This is a genomic window from Aquimarina litoralis, from assembly GCF_019295435.1.
Taxonomy (GTDB): Bacteria; Bacteroidota; Bacteroidia; order Flavobacteriales; family Flavobacteriaceae; genus Aquimarina; species Aquimarina litoralis_A.
Genome location: NZ_WEKL01000011.1, coordinates 53,619 through 80,427 on the forward strand (window position 1 = coordinate 53,619; position 26,809 = coordinate 80,427).

Sequence of the window (26,809 nt, forward strand, 5' to 3'; positions counted from 1 at the left end):
CAAAAGATGAATAAAAAAGCACTCATAGTATCATTAGGGTTATTGTTTTTAGTTGGATGTCAAAAAAAACAGATGGAGCAAGGAAGTCTATTTGAAAAAATAACTTCTGAAACTACGAATGTTACATTTCAAAATACTTTACAACCTACCGAAGACTTAAATATTTTAGATTACCTCTATTATTATAATGGAGCAGGAGTAGCTGTTGGAGATATTAATAAAGATGATTTACCCGATGTTTTTTTTACCTCAAATCAAGGAAAGAATAAACTATACCTCAATAAAGGAAATTTTCAGTTCGAGGATATAACTGATAAAGCTGGAGTTGCAGGAAATTCTGATTGGAATACAGGAACCGTAATGACTGATGTTAATGGAGATGGATATCTAGATATTTATGTTTGTGCAGTGGTAGGTCTTCAAGGGTTAAAAGGAAAAAACGAACTATATATCAATAACGGAGATAATACATTTACAGAAAAAGCGGCTTCTTATAAACTAGATTTTGAAAACTATTCTACATCAGCAGCTTTTTTTGATTATGATAATGATGGAGATCTAGATATGTATTTGTTGAATCATGCAGTTCATACTCAGAATTCTTTTGGTAGTGCTAAGCTTCGAAATAGAAGAAGTACTAGTAGCGGAGATAAATTATTACGTAATGATGGAGAAGTATTTACGGATGTAAGTGAAGAAGCTGGTATTTTCGGAGGAGGAAATGGATATGGCCTTGGTGTAGCAACTGCAGATTTTAATAATGATGGATATACCGATATATATGTGAGTAATGATTTTCATGAAGATGATTACTATTACTTGAATAACGGAAATGGAACTTTTACTGAGTCGTTAAAGCAAAATTTTGGACATACAAGCCGATTTTCTATGGGTAGTGATGTGGCAGATATCAATCATGATGGATTTACAGATATCATCACTTTAGATATGACTCCAGAAGAAGAAACGGTATTAAAAGCTTCAGCTGGAGATGAAACCGTTGATATGCTTCAAATGCGAATTGAAAGGTTAGGGTATCATTATCAGTATGCACGAAATATGCTTCAAATTAATAAAGGAAGTCATTTTGAAGAAACTGCTTTGTTAAGCGGAATCGCTGCTACCGATTGGAGTTGGTCAGCCTTATTTGCAGATTATAATCAAGATGGAGAACAAGATGTATTTATATCCAATGGTATTCCTAAAAGACCGAATGATTTAGACTATATCAAATACATTTCTAATGAAAAAATTCAAGAAAAACTCAATAGTTCAAAGTTAGTAGATAATGAGGCTTTAGATATTATGCCTTCTGGAAAGGTGCCAAATTATATATTTCAAGGAGATAGAGGAATCAGATTTACAAATACATCTTCCAGTTGGTTGCCTCAGGAAAACACTGCTTCTACAGGAAGCGCTTATGCAGATTTTGATAATGATGGAGATTTAGATATTGTTACCAATAATATAAATGCTCCTGCTTCTTTTTACCGAAATAAAACGGATCAAAATCGTACTTTTTTAAAGCTGAAATTTAACTTTAAAGACAAAAACAAAATTGGATTAGGAACCAAAGTAATATCTTATCATAACGGTATTACTCAATATAAACAGCTATTCACTTCTAAAGGTTTTCAATCCTCTTCAGAACCCATCGTTCATTTTGGGTATGATTCCATTACGAAGATAGATTCCTTGAAAATTATATGGCCTGATAATACAATTCAGGTAGCAGAGAATATCAATACGAATCAAAGTTTAACCATAAAACTGGTGTACAAAAGAAAAGAAGTAGATTATGATGCTTTATTTCCAACTACCGAAAAATGGTTTCGAAAAATTGATTCGGTTACTGGATTAAATTATGCACATAAAGAAAATAATTACACGGATTTTAATCGACAAAAGTTAATTCCTTATAAAATATCTGATCGTGGACCTGCAACAGCAATTGGAGATTTAAATGGAGATGGAAAGGATGATGTTTTCTTCGGGAGTTCTAAACTGGAACCTTCAAAAATATTTATACAAAAGGATACTGGTTTTGAAGAGCAGCAATTAGAAATTCTAGAAATAGATAAAAAGAAAGAAGAGGTAACAGCTATTATTGCAGATTTAAATGGCGATGCCAAAAACGATCTTTTAGTTGGTTCTTCTGGTGGTGAATTTTATGGAAAATCCAAAGAACTTATTGATAGATTATATCTTAATTCTGATGCTGGTTTATCAAAATCGAATTTTCCAGAATTATACGAACATGAATCTGTTATTAAAGTAAATGATATAGATGGAGACGGAGATTTAGATGTATTTGTTGGAGGATATTCAGTTTCTAATGATTTTGGTAAAATGCCAAATTCTTATCTCTTGCTCAACGAGAAAGGAAATTTTGAAATAGAGCAAAACAAAAGTTTGCAAGAAGTGGGTATGATTACGGATGCTATTTGGAGCGATTTTGATAGCGATGGAGTGAAAGATTTAATCGTAGTGGGAGAATGGATGTCACCACATTTTTTTAAGAATAACAATGGAGAATTGATAGATGTTACGAATAAGATTTCAAAACAAAGATTAAATGGCCTTTGGCAATCCATAATTGATTTCGATATCGATCAAGATGGAGATATAGATTATATTGTTGGAAATTTCGGATTGAATACAAAATTAAAAGCTTCCTCGGATACTCCTTTAAAAATGTATTATGCAGATTTTGACAACAACCGTACGACAGAAACAATTTTAGCCATTCCTCAGGATGGAAAATACTACACAACACTTGGTTTAGATGAATTGTCAAGTCAGTTAAATTTACTAAAGAAGAAATTCACGAATTATACTAGTTTTGCAGGTAAGACTATAGAAGAAATTTTTGAAAAGGAAGCATTAGAAAATGCTAGATTGTTTCAAGTACATGAGTTAGCCTCTGGTTATTTGAAAAATGAGAATGGAATATTTTCATTTGTTCCTTTTGAAAGTAAACTTCAGTTAGCTCCGATAATGTCTATGTTGAAATACGATTTTGATAAAGATGGTAAAGAAGAAGTATTCTTAGCTGGGAATTATTTTGGAGTTATTCCATATCATGGTAGATTTGATGGGTTTGCTGGAGCGATATTGAAGACAGGAAATACTGTTGTTAATACATCGGAATTAGGAATCAATCTAAGCCAAAAATCTGTAAGAGGATTAAATATTATTAATTTTGCAAATAAGGAATATTTGCTAATCACCATAAACAATGAAAAAGCAGAGCTATATGAAATACTTTGATGAATCTAAAAGAGTATTAAATCTGATAAAGAGCAAGAAATTGCTTGTTTTTGTTTCTTTTGCAATGCTTTTGAGTGCTTGCCAAAAAGAAGCTAAGGAAATTGAGATTACTTCTGATGATTATCACAAAGCAGTTGATAAAATTACTGAAGTTATGGTGCATGATATTTTTTCACCACCAGTAGCTAGTAGGATCTACAATTATTCAAATATTGCAGCCTATGAAGTAATCAGTCAGGAAGGAAATAGTTATAAAACATTATCGAATCAATTGCATAATTTAAAATCTATTCCCGTAGTTGATACCACAAAAAACATCAACTATAAACTTGCTGCTTTGGTTGCGTATCTTGAAGTTGGAAAATCGTTGCTTTTTTCTGAAGATCGTGTTGAAGTATACAGAGATAGTTTATATAATTCTTGGAAATTGCAGAATGAAGAAATGTTTACCGATTCTAAAACTTACGGATTAGCGGTTGCAGAACATATAAAAGAATGGTACGGTTCTGATAATTATGCTCAGACCAGAACGATGCCAAAATTTTCCGTAAATACTGAAGATCCTTCTAGATGGCAACCTACTCCTCCTGATTATATGGATGGGATAGAACCACATTGGAAAAAAATAAGACCTTCTATTATAGATTCGTCTTCCCAGTTTAAACCTGCCAGATATCCAGACTTTTCTTTAGAAAAAGATACTCCGTTCTACAAGGAATTAATGGAAACATATGAAGTAGGAAACCAAATCAAGGAAGAAGGAGAAAAATCTGAAAAATTAGAAATTGCTCAGTTTTGGGATTGTAACCCTTATGTGTCTACCCATAAAGGACATTTAATGTTTGCCACCAAAAAAATTACTCCAGGAGCACATTGGATTGGGATCTGTAAAATTGCCTGTAAGAAAACAAACTCTGATTTTGCTAAAACTGTTTTTGCATATACCAAAACATCCATAGCTATTGCAGATGCTTTTATTAGTTGTTGGGATGAGAAATATAGAAGTAATCTGATTCGACCAGAAACACTTATTAATCAGCATATAGACGAGAACTGGACTCCGGTTTTACAGACACCTCCATTCCCTGAGTACACTAGTGGGCATTCTGTAGTATCTGGAGCTGCTTCAACAGTGTTAACGGATATTTTTGGAGATAATTTTGCTTTTGATGATGATACAGAACTACAATATGGTCTTCCTGTGCGCTCTTTTACATCTTTTAATAAAGCAGCGGATGAAGCTGCTATCAGTAGATTATATGGCGGAATTCATTACAGAGCAGCGATCGATTTAGGATTAGATCAAGGGCGTTCTTTAGGAACTTTTGTGATTAGTAAGTTAAAAATGAGTGCTCCAAATTCTGAAGTTGTAAGTGCCAATTAGAATGAAAAAAGCGATCATTTTCTTTTTAGCAATACTAGTTGCACTAGGTGTATGGTATTTCTTCATCAAAAAATATGATTACCAAGTTACTTTTATGTCTAAAGGTGCTCCAGGAAGTGTTTATCATCAAATTATTGGATGGGAATCTTGGGGTAAAGATGTGAGAACCAAAAATATTACTACAATTGATACAACCTTGTATAAGGAAGTATCTCAAAAGGTATCATTGCAAGACACTATTTTAAATTTAGATTGGAGCATAACAAGTGTCAATGATTCTATATCTAAAATAAAGGTAGGTGTGCATTCAGGAAGTCATTCATTAATGAACCGATTGCGAATACTTACCGGAGAAACAACTTTTACGAGATCATTAAAACAAGAATTTCAAAAATTCGGAAAAGGATTAAATTATTTTGCTAGAACCTTTAAAATCAGAATTGAAGGAGAGTCTGAAATACCAGCTTTAGAATATCTTTATGTTAGCTCTACATCAAATCGAACGAATAAAGCAGGGATGATGATGCAAGCAAATTCAGATTTTTTTCCAAAAATGATGAGAAATAATGTAGAAGTAAATGGAGCTCCATTTGTTAAAATTAAGGAATGGAACAAGGTAGATGATAAAATTCAATTCGAGTTTGGATTTCCTGTAAAACACACAGGTTCATTACCTATAGATGCTACAACAAAGTATCATAAAACAGTACCTAAAAAGGCTATAAAAGCTGTTTTTTATGGGAATTATAGGAATAGTGATCAAGCTTGGTTTGCTCTTTTAGAATATGCTAAAAGAAGAGACATTCTTATTAAAAATAAACCTTTAGAAATTTTTTATAATAATCCAATGCAAGATGGAAACGCAGCTACCTGGAAAGCAGAAGTTTTTATGCCTTTAAAGTAAAAATTACTAAGAAATAGTGATGATATTTAGAATCTACCGATGACTCCTAATTGACCTGCACCAACAGTAAGATCCCATTTGATTTTGAATTTCTTACTATCGTATACGTAGCGTTCATTTCTGTTTAAGTAATTATCAATACCATCCACAATAACAACACTAAGAACTATACCTAATGTCACATCGGTAAGCCAGTGAGCTCCTGCCCATAATCTTGACACTGGAGATACAAGTCCAAGCGCATAAATACCTCCTCGTACATAAGGGTTTTCAAATTGTTTTCCAATGGCATAAGCAGTGGTAAATGATAATATAGAATGACCAGAAGGAAAAGAGTGGTAATCTGCTTCACTACTATAAAACTTAAAAGCATCTTTACCTTTCCCAGCGGTAGGTCTTGCACGACCTACAAGTGTTTTACTAACAGTTTGAATAATTCCTCCAGCGGTAGCCGAAGCTATTAATAATACTCCTGTTTTTCTAACCTTTTCATTTTTTGTAATCAGTCCGAAAGCATATATTCCAGTAGTTAATCCATAGTTTACAATGGGTTTTCCAAATCGAAAACCAGCTTCCTTAACAAATCCAGGAATATCGTCTTCTTGATCTGTAAAAAAATCATTAGCAGGTTCATCAATTAAATAAATCAGAGCAGTTCCAGCCACAATTCCTCCAAAAGTTGCCCAGTCTTTGCCTTTCCATCGAAATGGTTGTGTATAGGCATGTTTCAATCCTCCAAATGCAGAAACACCATCGTATTTTAACATTTGCCATCTAGTCATTTCAAAAGAAGATTTTTCAGTAGAAGGAATCGAATCTTTCTCTGTGGTATCTTCTAATTTTTCTTGAGCATATGTAATTGTAGAAAGTAAAAAAACCAATAAGAAAGTGGATAAGATATTGAAACGTTTCATAAGACTAGTTTGATAAACAAAAATAAGAACTTATTGGTAAAGAAAATGAAATATAGAAAATTGCTTTTTTAATACCCTTAATTGAAATGAAAAACCCGAATGATCTATTCGGGTTTTTAAAAAATTGATTTTTAGTAAAATCGATTATTTTTTTGACATATAAATCATTGCAATTGTATTCCAAAAGCTTCGCTGAATCCCTGTACTATAAAATCATTGATAGTTTCATCATGATTTCCTTCACCACCAATTATTGTAACATTTTTAGACTCTAAAAAATCTATTTCTACATCCGTAAGTCTACCAACAGCTTCATCCGTTTTTCCATAGATATAAGTGATTTTGGATAAATCATCAAATGTGTTCAGTAGTTCAGTATATCTATTCATCCCTAATCCTGCAGCTAGTCTATCTAGATTTCTATTGATTACATCTGTTCCAATTTCTTGCTCGATAACAGGAGTAACTCCGTTTTCAAAATACCCAAATCTTCCTTCAGAAAAGGCCTGCCAAACAACTTCATTCAGATCTAATCTTCCTACCATAATCAAATATTTGTCAGCAGCATCTATTCCTTTTTTTGCAATGAGTTCTTGTGTTATAAAAGCACCGAAAGAAATACCTAAAACATATACCGTTCTACCTTGATCTTTGAAATATTGTACAACTTTAGAAAATATCTCGATACTTTCTGTATCAAAATCAATTGCTTGATTAAAGGTAATGTCATTGTTTTCAATTAGACTCGAATCTAATGTTTGTGTTTGATGTACATTGACTACTAGAAGGTTGGATGTGTCAAATGTTTGAAAAATTTCATCGACTTCTCCTGTGCTGAGCTCTGTATCCGGTCCACTTTGCGCATTGATGAGCACAGTTGGGGCTTCTTCATTTCCTTTAAAATAAATTAGATCTTTAATTTCTTGCGATATCTCCAAAGGCTCATCTATTATAATTGGATCGTCAGAATTGCAGTTGATAAAAAATAAGGATACAATAAGGGCTGTTGTGTACTTAAAATAATGTTTCATTTGTTATTGTTTTTATAGTTTATAAATATTGAATTGAGCAAGTTTTAAAATGGATAACCATCTTGTTATTATGTGGTTATGGTTTTGAGCTTGCGAATTGTTAAAAATTGTGGAGTAAGGTCAAGGCAATGCTGTGCCAAGACTAATTGATAAAAAGGTATTTGTATGTTTGATTTAGAAATCCTGAGTCATAACGCTAAATCCTGCTACGCCAAAATTACCAAGTGCTACTTCATTGGTGGTTATATTCTTAATGTTGCCAATAAGGTTTATAGGTAAAAACAAAGCGGATACTTCTGGCTCATTTCCCAAATTACTGACCACATTGCTGTAAAACTGAAAAGTAGAATAGTTAATATTATAGAGACTTGCCTTTACAGTATCGCCGTCATTGATGTCACCGATAGTAAGGAATTTTTCTTCATTTTCATTGATGATTCTATCAAGACCAACACCTATTTCATCAGAAAATAATATGCCATCCCTAATAATTTCTATTCTAAATAAATAGAAGTTTTGTTCATCAAGAGGTCCAGTAATACTAAGCGTAACGGTGTTTCCATTTTTTACCATATCCATTATAGGAATTGGTGGTGTCAAAACTTCTTCTTCTGAGATAAATACAGTTTCATCCTGTAACATAACTTCTATCCAATAGATATTTCCAATAATTGGAGTGATCATTTCTGAAGTAGTGTATGTTCCATTTTCGATATCAAAAGAATTGGAAACTAAGGAAACGGTGTTGGATGCATCTTTTGTAAATAAGGATACTTGAGCATCATTGACAGCACTAAAAGTTGTATCCGTAACTGAAACTGTCTTTTGCACCTGAATCGAAACAAATCCATCTTCATGAGTCATTAATCCTGAAATAAATACTTGTTCTTCAAACTCAAAGTTTGGATTAATATCCTCAACACAACCAATCAATGTAAATAATCCAATAAGTGTTATGTATATATGTAGTTTTTTCATGAGTCTAAAATTTAAAATTGTAGGATATGAATGGAATTGGAGCGGCTATAAAAGAAATTTGAGAGGTTTCTAATTGATTGCCGTCAAAGACAGAGTTAACAGAGAATGCATTTTTTCGCCCATATACATTGTATACGCCAAAATTCCAACTTCCTTTCCAATTGGTTTTTGTGTTGTCAGTGGGTGTATAGGTGAACGAGATGTCTGCTCTATGCGTATCAGGAACTCTAAATGCATTTCTATCGGAGTAGGTAATAAATGAATCTCCATCAAAAGTAAATCTTCCATTAGGTTGTGTGATAGGTCTTCCCGTTTGATAAGTAAAAAAAGCTCCTATTTCCCATTTTTTAGATAATTTATAATTTGCCGTAACATTAAATATGTGAGGTCTGTCAAAATTTGAAGGAAAATAAGTGTTGTTATTAATCTGTTCTGCAGAGAAATTACTTTTTGTTTTTCGTTTAGAAACAGAATAGGTGTAATTTGCGTTTCCTGTTAATTTCCCTTTATTTTTATAGGCAGATATTTCTAGCCCATAAGAAAAACCTTGGGCAGGAACTAGTTCGGTTTCCAGATTATCAAGTGCTCCCGATTGCGCTCCGTTTTTATATTCAACAATATTGCTAAACGCCTTGTAATAACCTTCTATCAAAAAGTTATAGTGTTGATTCTTGCTGTCGTACGCATATCCTGCAGAAAATTGATTCACTTCTAAAGGAGCTATATGCTCACCAGCAGGTTTCCATATATTGTTAGGTAAAGGTATGGTTTGATCGGTAATGGAATGAATGTATTGAAACATTCTATTGTATCCGATTTTGAAAGCTTTTCTATTGTTAAGATTATATTTTAAAGATATTCGTGGTTCTAAACCAAAATAGCTTTTCGATATTTCATTATTACTAACTTCTCTATATCCAATTATACTACTTGGCGTTTGAGGAAAATTAGGATCGTAGATAGCAATACGCTCTTCTCCAAAATTTGCAAACCACGAATAGCGCAATCCTGTTTGTAAGGATAATTTGTTCCATTGTTTTTCTATGCTGAAATACGTTGCTAGTTCTAGTGCTTTTTCTTTATCAAGAACTTCGTTGACTTCTGTATTATTTAGTTTGGGAACGAATAAGTATAAATTATTGTAGAGTCCAAATCGCATTTGCGTAGTAGGATTCGGATAATAGGTAAAATCGGGTTTAAAAATCCAATTTTCAACAAATCTATTGCTAGTTTCTTCAAAATCTTCTCCTTCAAGATCTTCCCTAATCCCTAACGAGAAATCATATTTACTGTAAATTCCGGTAATATTTGAAAATAATTTGTTTGAGAAGATATGATTCCATCTTAGGGTAGCAGTAGTATTGGTCCATCCAAGATCTAAATCTGTATCAAATCCTCCTTCGCCATTTTCTTCTTCTTGATTGAATTTAATGACGTCTGCTGCAAAAATACCTGAAGCATATAATGTGTTATTTTTATTAATGTTCCAGGTAAGTTTTGTGTTTAAATCATAAAAAAGGAACTTATCAACAGCTTCATTTCCTTTGAATAATGGAAAAAACACATCAAAATAGGATCGTCTACCAGAAGCTAAGAAGCTTAATTTATCTTTCTTAATAGGTCCTTCTATTGATAATCCAGAAAACAGTAATCCTAATCCACCTTCTCCTTTGATTCTTTTCGAGTTTCCATTTCTTTGCTGAATTTCTAGTACCGAAGATCCTCTACCTCCAAAACGCGCAGGAGTTTCGCCTTTATATAGCTTTAGTATCTTTATTGCATCGGTATTAAAAATGGAAAACAATCCGAATAAATGAGAGGTGTTATATAAGGGAGCTTCGTCTAATAGAATTAGATTTTGGTCTACATTTCCACCTCTAACATTAAAACCACTAGTTCCTTCAGCAATACTATTAATTCCTGCTTGAGTTAAAACAGCTCTTGTAATATCAGGTTCTCCCAATAGAGATGGTATTTTTTTGATTTCTGAAGTAGTCAAAATATTTGTACCACCAAGAATGGGTTTTACCTGACTTTTATTATTATGATTAGAAGCTATTATCACTTCGTCTAACTCACTAGGGACTGGTTCTAGTTCGATGTTGAAATTTGTGTCTTCTTGTAATTGAATTTTTAGTTTTTTGGTGGTATAACCTAAATATGAAATTTCTAAAAAGTAATCTCCTTTTTGTAGGGTTATAGAATAAAAACCATATTCATTAGTAAATATTCCTTGGTTTGTATCTGTTACAATGATACTAGCTCCTAAAAGGGTTTCACCTGTACTCGAATCCTTAACAATCCCACTAATGGTGAAATCGTTCGATTTTCTTTTAGATTCAGAAAGGATAATATGTTTCTTTTTGATTTTATAAGAAATTGTAGAATTCTTGAAAATTAATTTTAAAGTTTTTTCTAAATCTTTTTCTATAACTTTAATACTAAACTCCTGATTAATATCTATTACGTCATTATTTAGAATAAAACGATAAGATGTCTGTTCTTCGATTTTCTGAATGATTGACTTTAATGAGCTATTTTCTTCCTCAAGTGTTATGTTATTTTGAGAAAACCCATGGAATCCCAAGAGTTGAAAACAAAAAATAAGGTAAAAAAAGAAGGATAATTTCATTAAAAAAAAGGCGTTCCTATAACTATTTTCAGGCCAGGTCATGACCCCGAAAAGGTTTATTTTCATACATTTGAATATTGTTAATTGATACTGATTTCGCGATTAGAATTTTTTAGCATGTATAGTGAGGAAATTGCCGTTTCCTCACTTTTTTATTGGATTATCCACTCATTAGCTTTGGTATTTAGTTTATATGTAAAATCCTTTGAAATTTTTAATATTTCAAAAATTTCATCTAGCGGAGTTGCATTATCAAAAGAACCTGTAAATCTAGTAGCAGCAACGTCTTTATTTTTAAATCGTATTTCTGTACCATATTGTGCTTTTAAGTCGATTGCTATTTCGCTAAAAGGCTTGTTTTTAAATTGTATTTTGCCTTCCATCCAGGCTATGTTAGACTCCGTTATATCCATTTTAGATTTCGTTATTTCTTGAGTATCCTTATTGAAAATTACTTTGTCATCAGGATTCATGAATATGCTTTTGGAAAACTGTTTGTCAGAAGTAACCTTAACTTTTCCAGTAAGTAATCTTGTTTCCGTGGTTTGGCTATCGGTATAAGATTTGACATTAAAACTAGTTCCTAATGCAGTTACCGTAATATGATCTGGTGTAGTAACGGTAAAAGGTCTTAAAGAATCTTTAGCAACTTCAAAGAACGCCTCTCCCTGTAGGAACAATGTTCTTGGAGATTCAGGGGCATAAGACAATTTACTTGAAGCATTTAGCCAAACCTTCGATCCGTCTGATAGCTGGATACTTTTTTGTTCTCCAAAGGTTGTTTGCACTATGAGTTGATTTTCGCTAGAAGAGATGATATTGTAGAAGTATGCTCCAGAAATTAATATAATTAACACAGCAGCGTACTTGAGGTAATCTTTCCAGACCACTTTTTTGTTTTTGGGTTGAACAGACCTGAAAAATCGGTCTTTCGCTAGTTCTGTAGATGGAGCTGGAGTAGCGGTGTTGTTATAAATCGTTTTTATATTGTTGAATAAAGCTTCATCAAAATCTGAAGAATGCATCCACCGCTCTACTTTTTTAATTGTTATGTTATTGGCAGTTTTCGAGATATATTCCCAAAGTTCACTTTCTGTAATTTTAAAATCTTCCATCCTTAAAAGGTGTTAACTACTTATAAGACGTATGCCAAGTAGTTACACCCTATTAAAAAGTCTCATTTTTATTAAAAATAATCTTTTAAACCTTTTTTGAATGTCTTTAAAGCCTTTGAAATGTGGAGTTCTACGGTTTTAATTGAAATTTCTTTTTGCTCAGAAATTTCTTTATAAGTAAGCCCTTTATCTCTAGATAATTTGAAAATATCACTGGTTTTTTGTTCAAGAGTAGTATAAATTTCTTCAATGCGTTGGGCTAGTTCCCATTCTCTATTAATTTGGGTTTCGATGGGAGTATTTAGCGCATATAGGTTGGTGTGTTTTTCACGAGTTTGTTTTTTTCTGTAATCATCAATGATTTTATTTTTTAGCGTGGTGATCAAAAAGGATTCAATGGAACGTTCAGAATCTTTAACCTGTTCAAAATTTTCCCAAAGTTTTATGAAGGTTTCCTGAACCAATTCCTCAGCAAGATTGATCTCTTTTATAACTTTATAGGAGTAGTTGTACAGTTTTTGATAATACGTATCAAACAAATAAGAGAACTTATCTTCTTTGGAGGTATTGGATTTATTTGTTTTACTCAAGAATCAAGGATTAACAGCAGTTGCTAAGTTATACAAAAAACGATCAAAAGTTTCTACTATTACATTACTGCTTTAATAGTTACTTGTATTATTTGAAATGGTTAACTCTAGAGAATGATTTTGAAAATATAATGAGGTGTTAAAAAAAAAATAGATACAATTGCTCACTATATTCCATATTAATAGAATAAGGAAGGTTTTTTAATGATAGATTCAATTCTATTTTTTCCTTTTCAATAGCTATTTTTTCTTCCTAGCCCTTTTTTATTGGTACAGAATCCATAGTTGATTTTACTTTGAGGTGATAAATATTAGTAATACTAAACAATCTTAGAAAATGAAATCAATTTTAATGTTAATGAGTTTTTCTTTTTTCTCATTATTAACACACAGTCAAAACAACACATTTAGTGGTAATCAAGCAGGAAGTTCCAATACAACTGGTAATGGTAATACATTTACAGGAGCTGGAGCGGGAAAAGACAATACTAGTGGTATTGTAAATACATTTATAGGTGCTTTCTCAGGTTTCAGAAACAAAACGGGTAACCAAAACGTTTTTATGGGTTCAGTATCAGGACAATTTAATACTACTGGGAGCAATAATGTATTCTTAGGTTCAGGAGCTGGAGGTCAGAATAGCTCGGGAAATGAAAATACTTATGTGGGGATTTTAGCTGGATCCAAAGCTAACGGTTCTAGAAATGTTTTTATTGGTCGTCAAGCTGGGCAAAATGAAACGGGGTCCAATAGATTGTATATTTCTAATAGCGCTACAAATAACCCATTGATCTACGGAGAATTCAATACCTCAAGACTGAAGATTAATGGAAGCATTGAGATCACGGGTAATATTACCAATAGTAGCTTTCAAAATAGCATTGCAAACATTACAGATAATACTGCCAAAATTACTAATAATACTAGTCTTATCAATACCAATGGTTCTCTAATTGCCGATAGTAATAACACTATTGATGCGCATACAGTTTTAATTAACAGTAATACATCCAATATCGAAGATATTTTAAATGTGAGCGAGTCTAATAAAGTTGATATATCAGCTAATACGGCTACTATCAGCATAAATAATTCAAATATCGCTGATAATACGGCTGCTATTGCTTCAAATACATCTGTTATTAATGAGTTGAATGAGAGTATTGATACAGATGCTACCAATGTCCTTATCGGAGATGGTATCAGTACGATCCAAAATCAGGGAGAAAGAAATACATTTTACGGTGCTAATGCTGGTGCAAATAATCAAGGAAACGGTAGCGTATTTATTGGTCATGAGGCTGGTAAAAACGAAAAAGGATCAAACAAATTATATATTTCAAATTCTAATACAGCCAAACCTTTGATAAAAGGTGATTTTTCATCGAAACGGGTTGTTATACATGGTGATCTTACAGTTTTCGGAAGGATTCGTAGTAGGAGAGCCTTAAATGCAAAGAATGCTAATGAAGAGGAAAATATAGAATCGAAAGAGATAGCAAGGTTGAAAAAGGAAAATCAAGAAATCAAGGCGGAATTACAGGAAATAAAATCTTTACTTTCAGAAATGATGGCACAAAGAAGTTCAATAGATATAATTCCTTCAGACAAAGAAAAATCTCTCTTTAATGTTCCTAATCCTTTTAACGGATCTACAACAATCAGATATACATTGCCTGCTAATACCTCTAATGCTGAAATTCATATTTATGATACCAAGGGGTTTTTAGTACGCCGATATGCAGAAATAATGAGTCAGAATCAGGTTATCTTCAATACGACGAATTCCGCATCTCAAATTTACATTTGCAAGCTAATTGTAAATGGTAAAGAATTGGCTTCAAAAAAGTTGCTCTCAAAAAACTAAGATAAAGTAACCGATAAAAGCAAAAACAAAAAACCCGAACAATTTTGTTCGGGTTTTCAAGGTGGTGCCTCCAGCCCCGATACTTCGGGGGAACCAGGAGCTATTTTTTATTTTCATCAATGATATCATCTAGAATACTTGGGTTTTCAATTACTTTCAGTATGAATTTTTTACTTTTCATTCTTTTTATGAACTTTTCCAAGAACATAGCCTGTTGTTTAGATTCACATATTTTATAAAGTTTAATGGACCAATCTTTTGCTGCCTTCGTGAAACCTCTTTGATATTTATGATTATTGTGGTCAATTATTCTTTGATGGAGGTTGGTAGTTTCTCCGATATAAAAACGGTCAATAGTTGGACTATATAGAATGTATAAATAATGCATAGCTTATTGAAAACAAAAAACCCGAACAAWKTTGTTCGGGTTTTCAAGGTGGTGCCTCCAGCCCCGATACTTCGGGGGAACCAAGGGCTATTTTTTATTTTTATCAATGATATCATCTAGAATACTTGGGTTTTCAATTACTTTCAGTATGAATTTTTTACTTTTCATTCTTTTTATGAACTTTTCCAAGAACATAGCTTGTTGTTTAGATTCACATATTTTATAAAGTTTAATGGACCAATCTTTTGCTGCCTTCGTGAAACCTCTTTGATATTTATGATTATTGTGGTCAATTACTCTTTGATGGAGGTTGGTAGTTTCTCCGATATAAAAACGGTCAATAGTTGGACTATATAGAATGTATAAATAATGCATAGCTTATTGAAAACAAAAAACCCGAACAAAGTTGTTCGGGTTTTCAAGGTGGTGCCTCCAGCCCCGATACCAGGGACACAAGGATTTTCAGTCCTTTGCTCTACCAACTGAGCTAAGGCACCTTGCTGTAAGCGGATGCAAATATAGAACGCTTTTTTTAATACTCAAAAGAAAAAATTAAAAAAATCGTTTTGTACTTTTACAAACTTATGAATAAAAGCTCGTAATCTATTGAAATCTAGAAGTTGCGATCAATGGTTTTTCAAATAAAAAAAATGAATTTCTGTAAAAACATTTTTCAGATTACGTATTAGTGTAAAAATAGATGTATGAATTTAGTTGTTGATGTAGGTAATACATCTATTAAAATCGGTGTTTTTGATAAAGATGTCATTATACATAAAGAAACCTTGGAATTAGAAAACTTCAAGAAATGTATATTGAAGTTACATCAAAACTACCCAAGCTTAGATAGGGCAGTACTTTCTTCTGTAGGGAATATCAAAGAAGAGGAAATAGAAACTCTAAAAGAAACTTTCGAAACGACCATATTAGATCACACACTGAAAATGCCATTTCAGAACTTATATGCTACTCCAACAACATTAGGAGTAGATCGATTGGCTTTGGTAGCAGCAGCGGTATATAAATTTCCAAAGAAAGATACTTTAATCATAGATGCCGGAACCTGTATTACCTATGATTTTAAAAATAACGAAGAACATTATCTGGGAGGAGCAATTGCTCCAGGAATTAAATTGCGATATAATAGCCTACATAATTATACTTCTAAATTACCTTTATTACATGTGGAAGAACCCAAAAATCACATTGGAGATAGTACAAATCAATCAATTCATTCTGGAGTTGTTAACGGTATTTTGTATGAAATTGATGGCGCAATCAACGAATATTGCAACACTTACCCTGATTTAACAGTTATTTTAACCGGTGGAGATGCACATTTTTTGTCTAAAAGATTAAAAAATAGCATATTTGCCACCTCTAATTTTTTATTGGAGGGACTAAATTACATTTTAGCTTTTAATAATAGTCAATGATAAAAAAGATTTTAGTAGTCATTCTGGTAGTATTTACCAGCTTATCTAATGCTCAAGAGGGAACTTCTTCACCTTATTCTTTTTATGGAGTAGGATTACAGAAGTTCAAAGGAACAGTAGAAAATAGATCGATGGGGGGATTGGGTATACTTGCAGATAGTATTCACTTAAATCTTCAGAATCCCGCGGCTTATGGAGAATTAAAATTAACAACCTATACGTTGGGTGCAAATTATAATGGTTTAAATCTGGATAATGCTGCTGGAGAGGATTCTTATAAAGATAATGCATCCTTAGATTATTTGGCGATTGGGATTCCTGCAGGAAAATTTGGATTTGGTTTCGGAATACTACCGGTAAGCTCCGTAGGTTATCAAACTAATTCATTTAATAGTGATGGTTCTGAAAGTCAATTTTTTGGAACTGGAGGTTTAAATAAAGTGTTTATCGCTGCAGGATTTAAAGTTAACGAGAATTTAAGTGTAGGTTTAGATATAAATTATAACTTTGGAAATATCGAAAATAAAGCAATTCTGAGACGTTCAGAATTACAATTTGACACTAGAGAAATCGATAATTCTGATTTATCTGGTGTTAGTTTGTCATTTGGTGTAGCATATAAAACCATGCTTACTGAAAAATTAGAATTAACAACATCTATCGTGTCTACTCCTTCCTTTAAATTATCTTCTGAGAACTCTATCGAGTTAGCTACAGTACAAGTGCTAGCAAATGGATCAGAATTGGTAATTGAACGACAAGATGTAGAAGTAGCAGACCGAGATCTTGATCTTCCTGCAGAGTTTAAATTGGGAGCTGGTATCGGTGAACCTAAAAAATGGTTTGTAGGAGCAGAATATACCTATTTAAATGCAAATGATTTTGAGAATAGATCATTTACTGCTGATAATGTTGTATATGAAAATGCTTCAAAATTTAAATTAGGAGGATATTACATTCCTAAATATAACTCTCTTACAAGTTATTTAAATAGAATTGTTTATAGAACAGGGTTGCGATATGAAGAAACTGGTTTGAATATAAATGGAGAGGCTATAAATGAGTTTGGCATATCTTTTGGAGTAGGGTTACCAGTTGGTAATTTATTCTCCAATGCTAATATAGGTTTTGAATTTGGAACTCGCGGAACCACAAATGCAGGATTAGTAAAAGAAGAGTTCTTTAATTTATCATTAAGTTTGTCCTTAAATGATAGATGGTTTAGAAAAGTGAAATTTAATTAACTACAATTATACAGCTATGAATACTAAAGTTTTATTTACAATAGCGGCAGGATTAGTTTTAAGTACTTCTAGTTTAAGTGCTCAGGCTACAGACTGTGCAACTACGGCTTCTATTGCCTATGAGCACGCTAAGGTAAGAAATTGGGAGGCTGCTGAAGGGCCTTTATGGAAAGTAAGAAAGGAATGCCCTACACACAGTGTTGCTACTTTTCAGTTTGGAAAAAAATTATTAGAAGCTAAATATAAGAAAGCTACTGGTGCTGCAAAAACAGCTTTAGGTAATGATATGATCGCACTATGGAAAGAACGTTTACAGTACTTTCCAGCTAAAACTAAAGTAGGAGACATGCATTCTGATATTGGTCAGATTATGTACGATAACAAAATTGGTACTAAAGAAAGCCAATTTGCAGAGTTTAATAAAGCTTGGACAGAAGATAAAAAGAATTTTTCTAGCCCTAAAAAGGTGTATACATTCTTCTATTTATTGGTAGAGCTTCAATCTGCTGGAAAGAAAGAACTTCAAGATGTATTCAATTTGTATGATGGTGTCATCGAAAAGATTGAAGATGAAGAAAGTAAAAAGGCAAAAACAATTTCTGAATTAACAGAAAAAGAAGAGTCTGGAGCTGCACTTACGAGTAAAGAAAAGAAAAGATTAAAAACATACGGTAAAATCTTAAATAATTACAGTAAAGTAAAAGCAGGAGTAAATCAAAAGCTTGGAGAGCTTGCAGATTGTAAAAACTTAATTCCTTTGTATACAGGTCAGTTTGAAAGTAAAAAGACTGATGTTGCTTGGCTTAAAGGTGCTGCAGGTAGAATGTCTGCAAAAGAATGTACGGATGATCCATTATTCTTTAAGTTAGTGGAGGCTTTACATAAAGCAGAACCATCTGCAAAGTCTGCATATTATTTAGGATTACTTGCTTTAAAAGATAAGAAAACTTCGAAAGCTATGGAGTACTTTAATCAATCTGCTCAATTAGAAACTAAGGCTAGTGATAAGGCTAAGGTTTATTTCAAGATGGGAGAAGTTATGAAGAAGCAAGGAAGTAAATCAAAAGCAAGATCTTTCTACAAAAAAGCTTTGGCTAACAAACCATCAATGGGTATTTGTTACCTGAGAATTGCAAATATGATCGGATCTAGTGCAAATGCTTGTGGAGCTGATAAGTTTAGAAAACAAGCAGTATACTGGTTAGCAGAAAGATATGCTAGAAAAGCAGGAAGAATTGATCCTAGTTTAAAGAAAACTGCTAATGGATTGGCAGCAAATTATAAAGCAAAAGCACCTACTAAAACAGATATTTTTAATAATCCAGAGATTACATCTGTAAAAATAGGATGTTGGATTGGTGAAACGGTTAAAGTGCCGAAGCTATAATGCAAAAAAAAAATATATATACATTCATAAACCTTGTCACAGCATTTGCTGTGACATTGTTTTTTTCATGTCAGTCAAAAACTTCAAACACTAGTTCTTATCTCATTGATGAAGATGCGCCAATAGCAGAAGCATTTGAAGTGAATTTGAAGTATACAGATTCAGGAAGATTAACAGCAATTCTCAGAACTCCTAAAATGAAAGATTATACAAACAAAGGTTTTGCATATAGGGAGTTTCCCGAAGGTATCATTCTGGATATCATTGATAAAGATGGTAAAGTGAGTGTTGTAAAGTCTGATTACGCCATTTTTTATGAAGAAACTGGACTTATTGATATGAGAGGAAACGTAGATATTAAAACGGCAGATAGTACACATTTAACTGCTCGCCAATTATATTGGGATCAAAGTATTAATTGGGTCTTTACGGATCAACCTTATAAAAGTATACTTCCAGATGGCAATGTTAATGAAGCGGATGGTTTTGATGCTAATCAGGATTTTACTATCTTGAATTCACGCATCAATGAAGGAACAATGTTCATCGAAGAGTAAATTTGTATGATGAAAATTTTTAGATTTTTTGAATTAGCCTATCTCGCCATTACTTGTTTTTTTCTATATCAAGCATATGAAGAATGGGGTAAACAAGATAGCAGAAGTATTTTGTACCTGTGCTTTGCAGGAGTAGCTGTTTTTATGTTTTTCTTTAAAAGAAATTTCCGAAAAAGAATTGATGCCAATAGTAATAAGGATAACAACTAATGGAGCTACAAATTGCTGTAATTGTACTTTCTGTTATTCTCTCTGCCTTTTTTTCTGGGATGGAGATTGCTTACGTGTCTTCCAATAAAATTCATATAGAGATAGAAAAAAAACAAGAAGGTTTTCTAGCTACAATACTAGCTCGATTAACAAAAAAACCTTCAAAGTTTATTGCAACTATGTTAGTAGGTAATAACATAGCACTTGTAGTATATGGATTTTATATGGGTGAATTGCTGATGGAATTTATACAGGGTTACTATCCTGATATGGCAGGAAGTGTCAATCTACTATTGCAAACGATTATATCAACCTTTGTTATATTAGTTACTGCCGAATTTTTACCTAAAGTATTTTTCCAGATTTATGCAAATACTTTATTAAAAGTATTTGCCTTACCAGCGTATTTTTTCTATTTACTTTTCTGGTTTATATCTTCTTTTGTAATATGGATATCGGATTTTGTGTTGAAGAAATTCTTTAAAACGGATGGAGATGAGGTTCAGCTTGCTTTTACAAAAACAGAACTAGGAGATTATATTACCGAACAAATGGAAACGGTAGAAGAACATGACGAAATCGATAGTGAAATACAGATTTTTCAAAATGCTTTAGATTTTTCAGATGTAAAATCTAGAGAAGTTATGATTCCGAGAACAGAGATTGTGGCTATAGAAAAATCTAAATCCCTCGAAGAAGTTAGTCAGCTTTTTATAGATACTGGATTGTCCAAAATATTGGTGTATCATAATACTATCGATGATATTATTGGATACATTCATTCATTCGAACTGTTTAAAAAACCCAAGTCAATTAGGTCTATATTGCTTCCAGTAGTTTTTGTGCCAGAAACCATGTATGTAAAAGATGTTTTGAATCTTCTAACTAAAAAGCATAAGAGTGTAGCTGTAGTTATCGATGAATATGGAGGTACTAGCGGAATTATTACCGTAGAAGATATTGTGGAAGAACTTTTCGGTGAAATCGAAGATGAACATGATTCTGTTGACCTAATAGAGGAAAGGTTAGAGGAGAGTCATTATCGTTTTTCGGCCAGAATGGAAGTTGATTATATCAATGAAACATACAAATTAAACCTTCCTGAAAGTGAGTACTACGAAACATTAGGAGGAATGATTGTAAATCATACAGAAGAAATTCCTCAACAAGGAGATGTTGTAAAAATAGATTCAGTAACTATTAATATTATTGAAACTTCCAATACCAAAATAGAAATTGTAGAATTAAAGACTCAAGAAGAAGGCTAATCTTATTGCGCAAAGTCATAGTAAAGTACCTGTCTGTTTTTTTACATAAATTCTCATAAACATATTCTAAAATATACTTAGAAGTGGTTTGTCTATTAATTTGCTTAAAATCAATTATGTAGGTGTTTGTTTCTGTACGGTTTATCCGTATTTTTGAACGGTAAATTACTGTCTAAAATAAAAAGTAAAAAAAGTTGTAAAGACTTTCTGTCTTTAATTGGTAATATTCTAAGAAAATGGTATTTTCGCCCACTATATTTCAATAAATTAAACTTAAAATGGCAGTTTTAAATAAAATCAGACAACGTTCCGTTTTCTTAATTGTGATTATCGCTTTGGCGCTTTTCTCATTCGTGTTAGCGGATTTGATTCGAAATGGAGGAGCTATTTCTCAAAAAGCAGCAAATATAATTGCTACCGTTAATGGGAAAGAAATTGATAGAACTGATTTTGCAAGAAAGGTTGAAGCAGCTTCTAGAAACTTTGGAGGTGGTGGTTCTAACTTACAAACTGTAAACTATGTTTGGAATCAAGAATTAAGGCAAATAGTTTTTGATGGACAGTTTGAAGAGCTAGGTATTAGAGCAGGAGCGGATGAAGTAAATCAATTGTTAGAAGAAGGATTAGCAAATAATCCGACGTTTCAAAATGAAGCAGGTGTTTTTGACAAAGCAAAAATGCAAGAATATGTAGCAAGTATCAAATCAAATCCTGCAGCGTATCAACAATGGATTGATTATAAGCGTTCTTTAGGTAAAGGAGCTTTAGAGCAAACATATTTAAATATGATCAAGGCAGGAGTTGGAGCAACACTTAAAGAAGGAGAATTAGCTTACAAGATGGAAAATGATGTAGTAGATATTAAATATGTACAATTACCATTTTCTAGTATTCCTGATACAGATGTTACTGTTTCTGATGCAGAGATTCAATCTTATATTGATAAACATGCGGATTTGTATAAAGCAGATGCGTCAAGAAATATGAGGTATGTGTTTTTTAAAGAAGAACCAAGTCAGGAAGATGAAAATCAATTAATAGCAGAAGTTACTAAAGATGTAGCGCCACTTAAGAGTGCAGAAAATATTGAGGAGTTTATCAATGTGGATAGAGGTTCTGCGCTAAAATATGATGATCGTTTCTTATTTAAGAAAGATTTACCTGCTACTGTAGCAGATACATTATATAATGTACCTGTTGGAGAAGTGTATGGTCCTTATAAAGATGGTAAGTTTATTAAGATATCAAAGGTGATTGCAAATAAGCAATTACACGATTCTTTAAAAGCTAGTCATATTTTAGTTTCTTGGAAAGGATTAGGTACTGCGGGAGATACTGAGCGTACAAAAGAAGAAGCTAAAACATTAGCGGATAGTTTACTTGCTGTAGTGAAAACGGATAAGGCTAAATTCTTAACATTAGCCAAAGATTTTTCTGCGGATAACTCTAACAAAGATAAAGGTGGAGATTTAGGATATTTTCCTCCAGGAAGAATGGTACCTGCCTTTAACGATTATATTGTTGATAATAATATAGGTGATATGGGTGTTGTAGAAACACAATTTGGATATCATATTATTACAATTGAGGATAAGAAGAATGAGCAAAAAGCAGTAAAGATAGGAACGATAGCAAAGGAAATTGAAGCTAGTGAAAAAACAATCAATGATATTTTTACCGAAACTACCAAATTCCAGATAGCTACAAAAGATGGAGATTTTGCTGAAAAAGCAAAAGAAAGTGAGTTTGATGTACGTCCGGTAAATAAAATTAGTGAATTGGCTGAAAATATTGCTGGATTAGGAGCACAAAGAGCCATTGTTCAATGGGCATTCAATGAGGAAACGAACGTAGGAGACGTAAAACGTTTTGAAGTTACTGATGGATATGCTGTTGTTCAATTAACTGGAAAAGCATCTAAAGGAGTTCAAAAAGTAGAAGATGCAAGTTTAACAGTGAAACCAATACTTATTAAAGAGAAAAAGGCTGAGATGTTGAAAAAGAAGATCTCTGGTAGTACTTTAGATGATATTGCAAAAAATCAATCACAAACCGTTAAAACAGCTTCTGCATTGAATATGAAGACACCAACTATCAGTGGCGCTGGAACAGAGCCAAAGGTAGTAGGAGCTGCTTTTGCTTTAGAAAGTGGTCAGATTTCTGGACCGGTTGTTGGTAATAATGGTGTATATGTTGTGGAAGTGACTAAAAAGACACCTGCTAGCGGTTTAGATACTTATATGAGTTATTCGGTACAGGAGTCTAAAACACAAGCAAATGCTGTTAATTCTAGAGTTTTTAATGCATTGAAAGAAGCTGCTGAAATCGAAGATAAAAGAGCTAATTTCTACTAAAGAATTAATTTTTATATATAATTGAAAGCTTCTGATTTTTTCAGAAGCTTTTTTTATTTCTATTTTCTAAGGAAATACTGAAAACCACTGTTTTCGGTGTAGTTTTTATCCTTATTTACCTATTAATTTTGAAACGCTTTTTGTAAAACAAACTACTATGGAAAAAGAAGGATTCTCTATCGATCAATCAATAATAGAAGATGCGATTGACTATTTCAAAAGTGAAAATGATTTTTCGCATCTTGAGAAATTATTGACTCAAGGTTTAGATATTAATAATCGTATAGATGAGTGGGGAGTGATTGAAATTCCAATTTGGTTTTTGTTATTGGATGAATTAAAGACTAAAGAAGAAATATCTAAAATAATCAATCTTCCTGGTATAGATATTAATGCAATAGATAGTAAGAACAACACTTTTTTACATCGATTAGAACGCTATATTCCTTTTAAAAGAAGCGTAGCCCATAAAGACGAACATATGCTCTCTATTCTAAACCTATTTAATGAAAAAGGATGCGATTTTTTTAAGCTTAATGAAAAAGGAGAGAATGTTCTTTTTGAATTGGTGAAATATCCTAAAGTAGCAAAGTTTCTGTTAGAGCAAAAATGCGATCCTAATCAAGCTAATCGTAAAGGAATCACCCCATTTATGAAAGCGTGTTCAAGTATGAAAACAATGAACGATTTAAATATATGGGTTGAGTATGATGCTGATGTAAATAAGGAGGTGGATCATAAAGATTCAAGATATAATGGATGGACGCCTTTGTTTTTTGCTATTGAGAATCAAAATAAAGAAGTTGTAAAAGGTTTGTTATTATCAGGAATTGATTTAGATCATGTTTCTAGAGATGGAGATACTGCTATTACACTTGCATTAGATTATCGATCAGAGGAAATCTTAGAACTTTTAAAAGATAGAATTGAAAACCCATTTAATAGTTCTAAAGTCATTGAAAAAATGATTGCATTTCAATTGTATACATCTAATTGGTCTGATGTAATTGAATGGGCTGCTAAAATTGATACAAATGCAATAGAATATTCAAATACATTAAATCACATAAGTACAGCCTATAGAAAATTAGGTGATCAAGAGCATACAGTTTTATATACAGAGAAATATATAGAGCAATTTGGGTTTGATCATAATATATGGGATACTCTAATCATCAACTATATCATTTTTGGTTTAGATCAACAAGTAGTTGAGTATTGGGAGGAACATATGGATACATTTCAACCGGATAAAGATCCTGCAGCAAATATCTTAGCACATATGATTGTTGCTTATGATAGAATAGGGCAGCATCAAAAAGCTATAGATATTATTGTGCCTTTTATAGATAAAGCTAAGAATACAAAGATTAGTAAAAAAGGGCTGTTAGATTTCAATATAGCATGCATGTATGCAAAAGCTGATGATGTTGAAAACACCATTAAATATGGATTACAAGCAGTTTCTAAAGGATATAAAAAAGAATCTTTTCTGGATGCAGATTTTGATATAGTACGATCTAATCCTTTATTTGATCTTTTTATAAATTATATAGATACTCAAGTGTTGTATAAGTATCTAGTTCACGAAAATGCTAATGTTACCTTATATACACGTACTTCTGATGTATTGGAAATCATAATATTCGATGGAGAAAATTATAATGCTATTCAAGAAAAGGTAGATTCAAGTATTGAATTATTTAAGCTTTTTCAGGAAAAGATTTCATTCTACACTAATAAAGGATATTCAAACTCAATTCCAGATTTCAAAAAAATATGGATTCCTGCTTTGGATGATCTTTTTCAAAGAATAAAGAAAGACACTGAAACACCCGTTGGAGAAATTAGAATAGAGTGGGATTTTTCATATGGTGATGATCTTAAGGCAAACCCAATGGAAAGACCGTATTATTGTTATACAGATAATGGTTTTGATATAGATTATTATGACGAGTTTCTATATATACCATTAGAAAAATATCACCATGAGGTCCTTTCTGAAGCGATAAAATTAGCATCATTTGAAGAACTTTTAAAAGGTGATACCCTAAAAATTATTCAATCAGAACACGATGCAGGTGACGAATTTATCTTTGAGTGGGAACAATAGTAATTAAAAAATCCTGAAGAACACCTTCAGGATTTTTGATATAACATATTAAAAATTGCTTAATTTCTTACCTTTTGTTCCCATTTCCAGGCGGATGATAAGGCTTCATCTAATGTACTTTTAGCTTTCCATCCTAATTCGTTGTTCGCTTTATTAGTATTTGCATAGGCAGATGTAATATCACCTTCTCTTCTGTCTACAACTTTGTAATTTAGTTTTTGATCAGAAACTTTTTCAAAAGATTGTATAACTTCTAGTACAGAGCTACCAGTTCCTGTCCCCACATTAAACACTTCATAATTAGAAACATTATTGTTTTTGAGTAAACGTTGTAATGCCACAACATGTGCTTTGGCAAGATCAACCACATGAATATAATCTCTAATACAAGTACCATCTTCTGTTGGGTAATCATCACCAAAAACAGAAAGTTGTTCTCTCAATCCAATGGCAGTTTGCGTTATAAAAGGAACCAAGTTTTGTGGAACACCTATTGGTAATTCTCCTATTTCAGCAGAAGGATGCGCTCCTATAGGATTGAAATAACGTAATGCAATTGCATTAAGATTAGGTTGTACTTTACAAGTGTCTCGTATGATTTCTTCTCCAATTTGTTTCGTATTTCCATAAGGAGATTCCGCCACTTTCACCGGTGCATTCTCGGTTATAGGAAGTTCATCAGCTTGTCCATATACCGTGCATGAGGAACTAAATATGAAACTAGTTTTATCTTTTTTCTGTAATTCTTGAAGGATATATACAAGAACACTAATATTATTTTCATAATATAAAAGAGGTTTTTCTACACTTTCTCCTACAGCTTTTGAAGCTGCAAAATGGATAACTCCCTCAATATCATGATGACGTTTAAAAAAGTCTTGGACTTTATCTTTTTCTCTCAGGTCAAAGTTTTCAAAAATTGGTTGTTTTCCAGTAATTGCTTCAATACCTTTTAAAACATCTGGAGAAGAATTGGAACAGTTATCTATAATAACAACCTCATATCCTTCGTTTTGTAGTTCTACCGCGGTATGCGATCCGATAAACCCTAATCCACCGGTTACTAATATTTTCATTTTTTTGTTTTCAAGAGTTTTTATTAGAACAAGTTGTAAAGTTAATACAATACACTTTATAACCGAATACAGAAGACAAATAAGTTTATGT

Annotated in this window: 21 protein-coding genes and 1 tRNA gene; 12 read left to right on the plus strand and 10 right to left on the minus strand. The window is 32.3% G+C overall.

Translation table 11 applies throughout. From position 1 onward, the window contains the following. Positions 1-6: 6 nt before the first annotated feature. Genes GBO31_RS08140 through GBO31_RS08150 form a run of 3 tightly spaced genes read left to right on the plus strand, consistent with a single transcriptional unit; the run spans position 7 to position 5,558 of the window. The gene (locus tag GBO31_RS08140) at positions 7-3,270 is read left to right on the plus strand and encodes a VCBS repeat-containing protein (protein WP_219007834.1); all 3,264 of its coding nucleotides are present in this window, start codon (positions 7-9) and stop codon (positions 3,268-3,270) included. Continuing rightward, positions 3,257-4,654: a vanadium-dependent haloperoxidase gene (locus GBO31_RS08145; RefSeq protein WP_219007895.1), complete on the plus strand. Its 1,398-nt coding sequence runs from the start codon at positions 3,257-3,259 to the stop codon at positions 4,652-4,654. Before GBO31_RS08140 ends, GBO31_RS08145 begins: the two co-directional genes overlap by 14 nt. Before the next feature lies 1 nt (position 4,655). Further along, on the plus strand, positions 4,656-5,558 hold the full coding sequence (locus GBO31_RS08150; protein WP_219007835.1) for a GyrI-like domain-containing protein: 903 nt from the start codon (positions 4,656-4,658) through the stop codon (positions 5,556-5,558). Between the two features lie 26 nt (positions 5,559-5,584). On the opposite strand, the gene GBO31_RS08155 is transcribed toward GBO31_RS08150, so the two are convergent. The 6 genes from GBO31_RS08155 to GBO31_RS08180 form a co-directional block, all read right to left on the minus strand. Beyond that, on the minus strand, positions 5,585-6,472 hold the full coding sequence (locus tag GBO31_RS08155) for a phosphatase PAP2 family protein (protein WP_219007836.1): 888 nt from the start codon (positions 6,470-6,472) through the stop codon (positions 5,585-5,587). Positions 6,473-6,636: 164 nt separating this feature from the next. After that, complete coding sequence (locus GBO31_RS08160; protein ID WP_219007837.1) at positions 6,637-7,503, minus strand: hypothetical protein; 867 nt, start codon at positions 7,501-7,503, stop codon at positions 6,637-6,639. A 174-nt stretch (positions 7,504-7,677) separates the two neighbouring features. Continuing rightward, on the minus strand, positions 7,678-8,481 hold the full coding sequence (locus GBO31_RS08165; protein ID WP_219007838.1) for a DUF4249 family protein: 804 nt from the start codon (positions 8,479-8,481) through the stop codon (positions 7,678-7,680). Between the two features lie 4 nt (positions 8,482-8,485). Further along, complete coding sequence (locus GBO31_RS08170) at positions 8,486-11,068, minus strand: TonB-dependent receptor (RefSeq protein WP_219007839.1); 2,583 nt, start codon at positions 11,066-11,068, stop codon at positions 8,486-8,488. A gap of 197 nt (positions 11,069-11,265) precedes the next feature. Beyond that, positions 11,266-12,228: a FecR family protein gene (locus GBO31_RS08175; protein WP_219007840.1), complete on the minus strand. Its 963-nt coding sequence runs from the start codon at positions 12,226-12,228 to the stop codon at positions 11,266-11,268. Between the two features lie 71 nt (positions 12,229-12,299). After that, positions 12,300-12,818: an RNA polymerase sigma factor gene (locus tag GBO31_RS08180; RefSeq protein ID WP_219007841.1), complete on the minus strand. Its 519-nt coding sequence runs from the start codon at positions 12,816-12,818 to the stop codon at positions 12,300-12,302. Between the two features lie 337 nt (positions 12,819-13,155). Between GBO31_RS08180 and GBO31_RS08185 the strand changes: the two genes are divergently transcribed. After that, positions 13,156-14,685, plus strand: a complete 1,530-nt coding sequence (locus tag GBO31_RS08185) for a T9SS type A sorting domain-containing protein (RefSeq protein WP_219007842.1) — start codon at positions 13,156-13,158, stop codon at positions 14,683-14,685. 100 nt (positions 14,686-14,785) lie between these two features. On the opposite strand, the gene GBO31_RS08190 is transcribed toward GBO31_RS08185, so the two are convergent. The 3 genes from GBO31_RS08190 to GBO31_RS08200 form a co-directional block, all read right to left on the minus strand. Then, the gene (locus GBO31_RS08190) at positions 14,786-15,073 is read right to left on the minus strand and encodes a GIY-YIG nuclease family protein (protein WP_219007843.1); all 288 of its coding nucleotides are present in this window, start codon (positions 15,071-15,073) and stop codon (positions 14,786-14,788) included. Between the two features lie 87 nt (positions 15,074-15,160). Continuing rightward, positions 15,161-15,448, minus strand: coding sequence for a GIY-YIG nuclease family protein (locus GBO31_RS08195; RefSeq protein WP_219007844.1), 288 nt, complete (start codon positions 15,446-15,448; stop codon positions 15,161-15,163). Positions 15,449-15,497: 49 nt separating this feature from the next. Continuing rightward, positions 15,498-15,570, minus strand: a tRNA-Phe gene (locus GBO31_RS08200). A gap of 207 nt (positions 15,571-15,777) precedes the next feature. On the opposite strand from GBO31_RS08200, the gene GBO31_RS08205 reads away from it, so the two are divergent. The 8 genes from GBO31_RS08205 to GBO31_RS08240 all read left to right on the plus strand — a co-directional run bounded on the left by GBO31_RS08205 (position 15,778) and on the right by GBO31_RS08240 (position 25,642). Then, on the plus strand, positions 15,778-16,509 hold the full coding sequence (locus tag GBO31_RS08205) for a type III pantothenate kinase (protein WP_219007845.1): 732 nt from the start codon (positions 15,778-15,780) through the stop codon (positions 16,507-16,509). Beyond that, positions 16,506-17,753: a hypothetical protein gene (locus GBO31_RS08210; protein WP_219007846.1), complete on the plus strand. Its 1,248-nt coding sequence runs from the start codon at positions 16,506-16,508 to the stop codon at positions 17,751-17,753. Before GBO31_RS08205 ends, GBO31_RS08210 begins: the two co-directional genes overlap by 4 nt. A gap of 16 nt (positions 17,754-17,769) precedes the next feature. Further along, the gene (locus tag GBO31_RS08215) at positions 17,770-19,140 is read left to right on the plus strand and encodes a tetratricopeptide repeat protein (RefSeq protein WP_219007847.1); all 1,371 of its coding nucleotides are present in this window, start codon (positions 17,770-17,772) and stop codon (positions 19,138-19,140) included. Beyond that, the gene (lptC, locus tag GBO31_RS08220) at positions 19,140-19,697 is read left to right on the plus strand and encodes an LPS export ABC transporter periplasmic protein LptC (protein WP_219007848.1); all 558 of its coding nucleotides are present in this window, start codon (positions 19,140-19,142) and stop codon (positions 19,695-19,697) included. The genes GBO31_RS08215 and lptC overlap by 1 nt, the downstream gene beginning before the upstream one ends. A gap of 6 nt (positions 19,698-19,703) precedes the next feature. Further along, entirely contained in the window at positions 19,704-19,907 is a 204-nt protein-coding gene (locus tag GBO31_RS08225; RefSeq protein WP_219007849.1) for a hypothetical protein, read from the plus strand. Next, entirely contained in the window at positions 19,907-21,175 is a 1,269-nt protein-coding gene (locus GBO31_RS08230) for a hemolysin family protein (RefSeq protein WP_219007850.1), read from the plus strand. Before GBO31_RS08225 ends, GBO31_RS08230 begins: the two co-directional genes overlap by 1 nt. A 278-nt stretch (positions 21,176-21,453) precedes the next feature. After that, positions 21,454-23,529, plus strand: a complete 2,076-nt coding sequence (locus tag GBO31_RS08235; RefSeq protein ID WP_219007851.1) for a peptidylprolyl isomerase — start codon at positions 21,454-21,456, stop codon at positions 23,527-23,529. 157 nt (positions 23,530-23,686) lie between these two features. Beyond that, positions 23,687-25,642: an ankyrin repeat domain-containing protein gene (locus tag GBO31_RS08240; protein WP_219007852.1), complete on the plus strand. Its 1,956-nt coding sequence runs from the start codon at positions 23,687-23,689 to the stop codon at positions 25,640-25,642. Between the two features lie 59 nt (positions 25,643-25,701). Here GBO31_RS08240 and galE read toward each other — a convergent pair whose 3' ends face one another. Beyond that, positions 25,702-26,718 carry a UDP-glucose 4-epimerase GalE gene (gene galE, locus GBO31_RS08245; RefSeq protein WP_219007853.1) on the minus strand — a complete coding sequence of 339 codons (1,017 nt, stop codon included), beginning with the start codon at positions 26,716-26,718 and terminating at the stop codon, positions 25,702-25,704. Positions 26,719-26,809: the final 91 nt, after the last annotated feature.

Coding starts and splice junctions, on each gene's coding strand:
- GBO31_RS08140 (WP_219007834.1), top strand. CDS start 7: ATGAATAAAAAAGCACTCATAGTATCATTAGGGTTATTGTTTTTAGTT.
- GBO31_RS08145 (WP_219007895.1), top strand. CDS start 3,257: ATGAAATACTTTGATGAATCTAAAAGAGTATTAAATCTGATAAAGAGC.
- GBO31_RS08150 (WP_219007835.1), top strand. CDS start 4,656: ATGAAAAAAGCGATCATTTTCTTTTTAGCAATACTAGTTGCACTAGGT.
- GBO31_RS08155 (WP_219007836.1), bottom strand. CDS start 6,472: ATGAAACGTTTCAATATCTTATCCACTTTCTTATTGGTTTTTTTACTT.
- GBO31_RS08160 (WP_219007837.1), bottom strand. CDS start 7,503: ATGAAACATTATTTTAAGTACACAACAGCCCTTATTGTATCCTTATTT.
- GBO31_RS08165 (WP_219007838.1), bottom strand. CDS start 8,481: ATGAAAAAACTACATATATACATAACACTTATTGGATTATTTACATTG.
- GBO31_RS08175 (WP_219007840.1), bottom strand. CDS start 12,228: ATGGAAGATTTTAAAATTACAGAAAGTGAACTTTGGGAATATATCTCG.
- GBO31_RS08185 (WP_219007842.1), top strand. CDS start 13,156: ATGAAATCAATTTTAATGTTAATGAGTTTTTCTTTTTTCTCATTATTA.
- GBO31_RS08190 (WP_219007843.1), bottom strand. CDS start 15,073: ATGCATTATTTATACATTCTATATAGTCCAACTATTGACCGTTTTTAT.
- GBO31_RS08195 (WP_219007844.1), bottom strand. CDS start 15,448: ATGCATTATTTATACATTCTATATAGTCCAACTATTGACCGTTTTTAT.
- GBO31_RS08205 (WP_219007845.1), top strand. CDS start 15,778: ATGAATTTAGTTGTTGATGTAGGTAATACATCTATTAAAATCGGTGTT.
- GBO31_RS08210 (WP_219007846.1), top strand. CDS start 16,506: ATGATAAAAAAGATTTTAGTAGTCATTCTGGTAGTATTTACCAGCTTA.
- GBO31_RS08215 (WP_219007847.1), top strand. CDS start 17,770: ATGAATACTAAAGTTTTATTTACAATAGCGGCAGGATTAGTTTTAAGT.
- lptC (WP_219007848.1), top strand. CDS start 19,140: ATGCAAAAAAAAAATATATATACATTCATAAACCTTGTCACAGCATTT.
- GBO31_RS08225 (WP_219007849.1), top strand. CDS start 19,704: ATGATGAAAATTTTTAGATTTTTTGAATTAGCCTATCTCGCCATTACT.
- GBO31_RS08230 (WP_219007850.1), top strand. CDS start 19,907: ATGGAGCTACAAATTGCTGTAATTGTACTTTCTGTTATTCTCTCTGCC.
- GBO31_RS08235 (WP_219007851.1), top strand. CDS start 21,454: ATGGCAGTTTTAAATAAAATCAGACAACGTTCCGTTTTCTTAATTGTG.
- GBO31_RS08240 (WP_219007852.1), top strand. CDS start 23,687: ATGGAAAAAGAAGGATTCTCTATCGATCAATCAATAATAGAAGATGCG.
- galE (WP_219007853.1), bottom strand. CDS start 26,718: ATGAAAATATTAGTAACCGGTGGATTAGGGTTTATCGGATCGCATACC.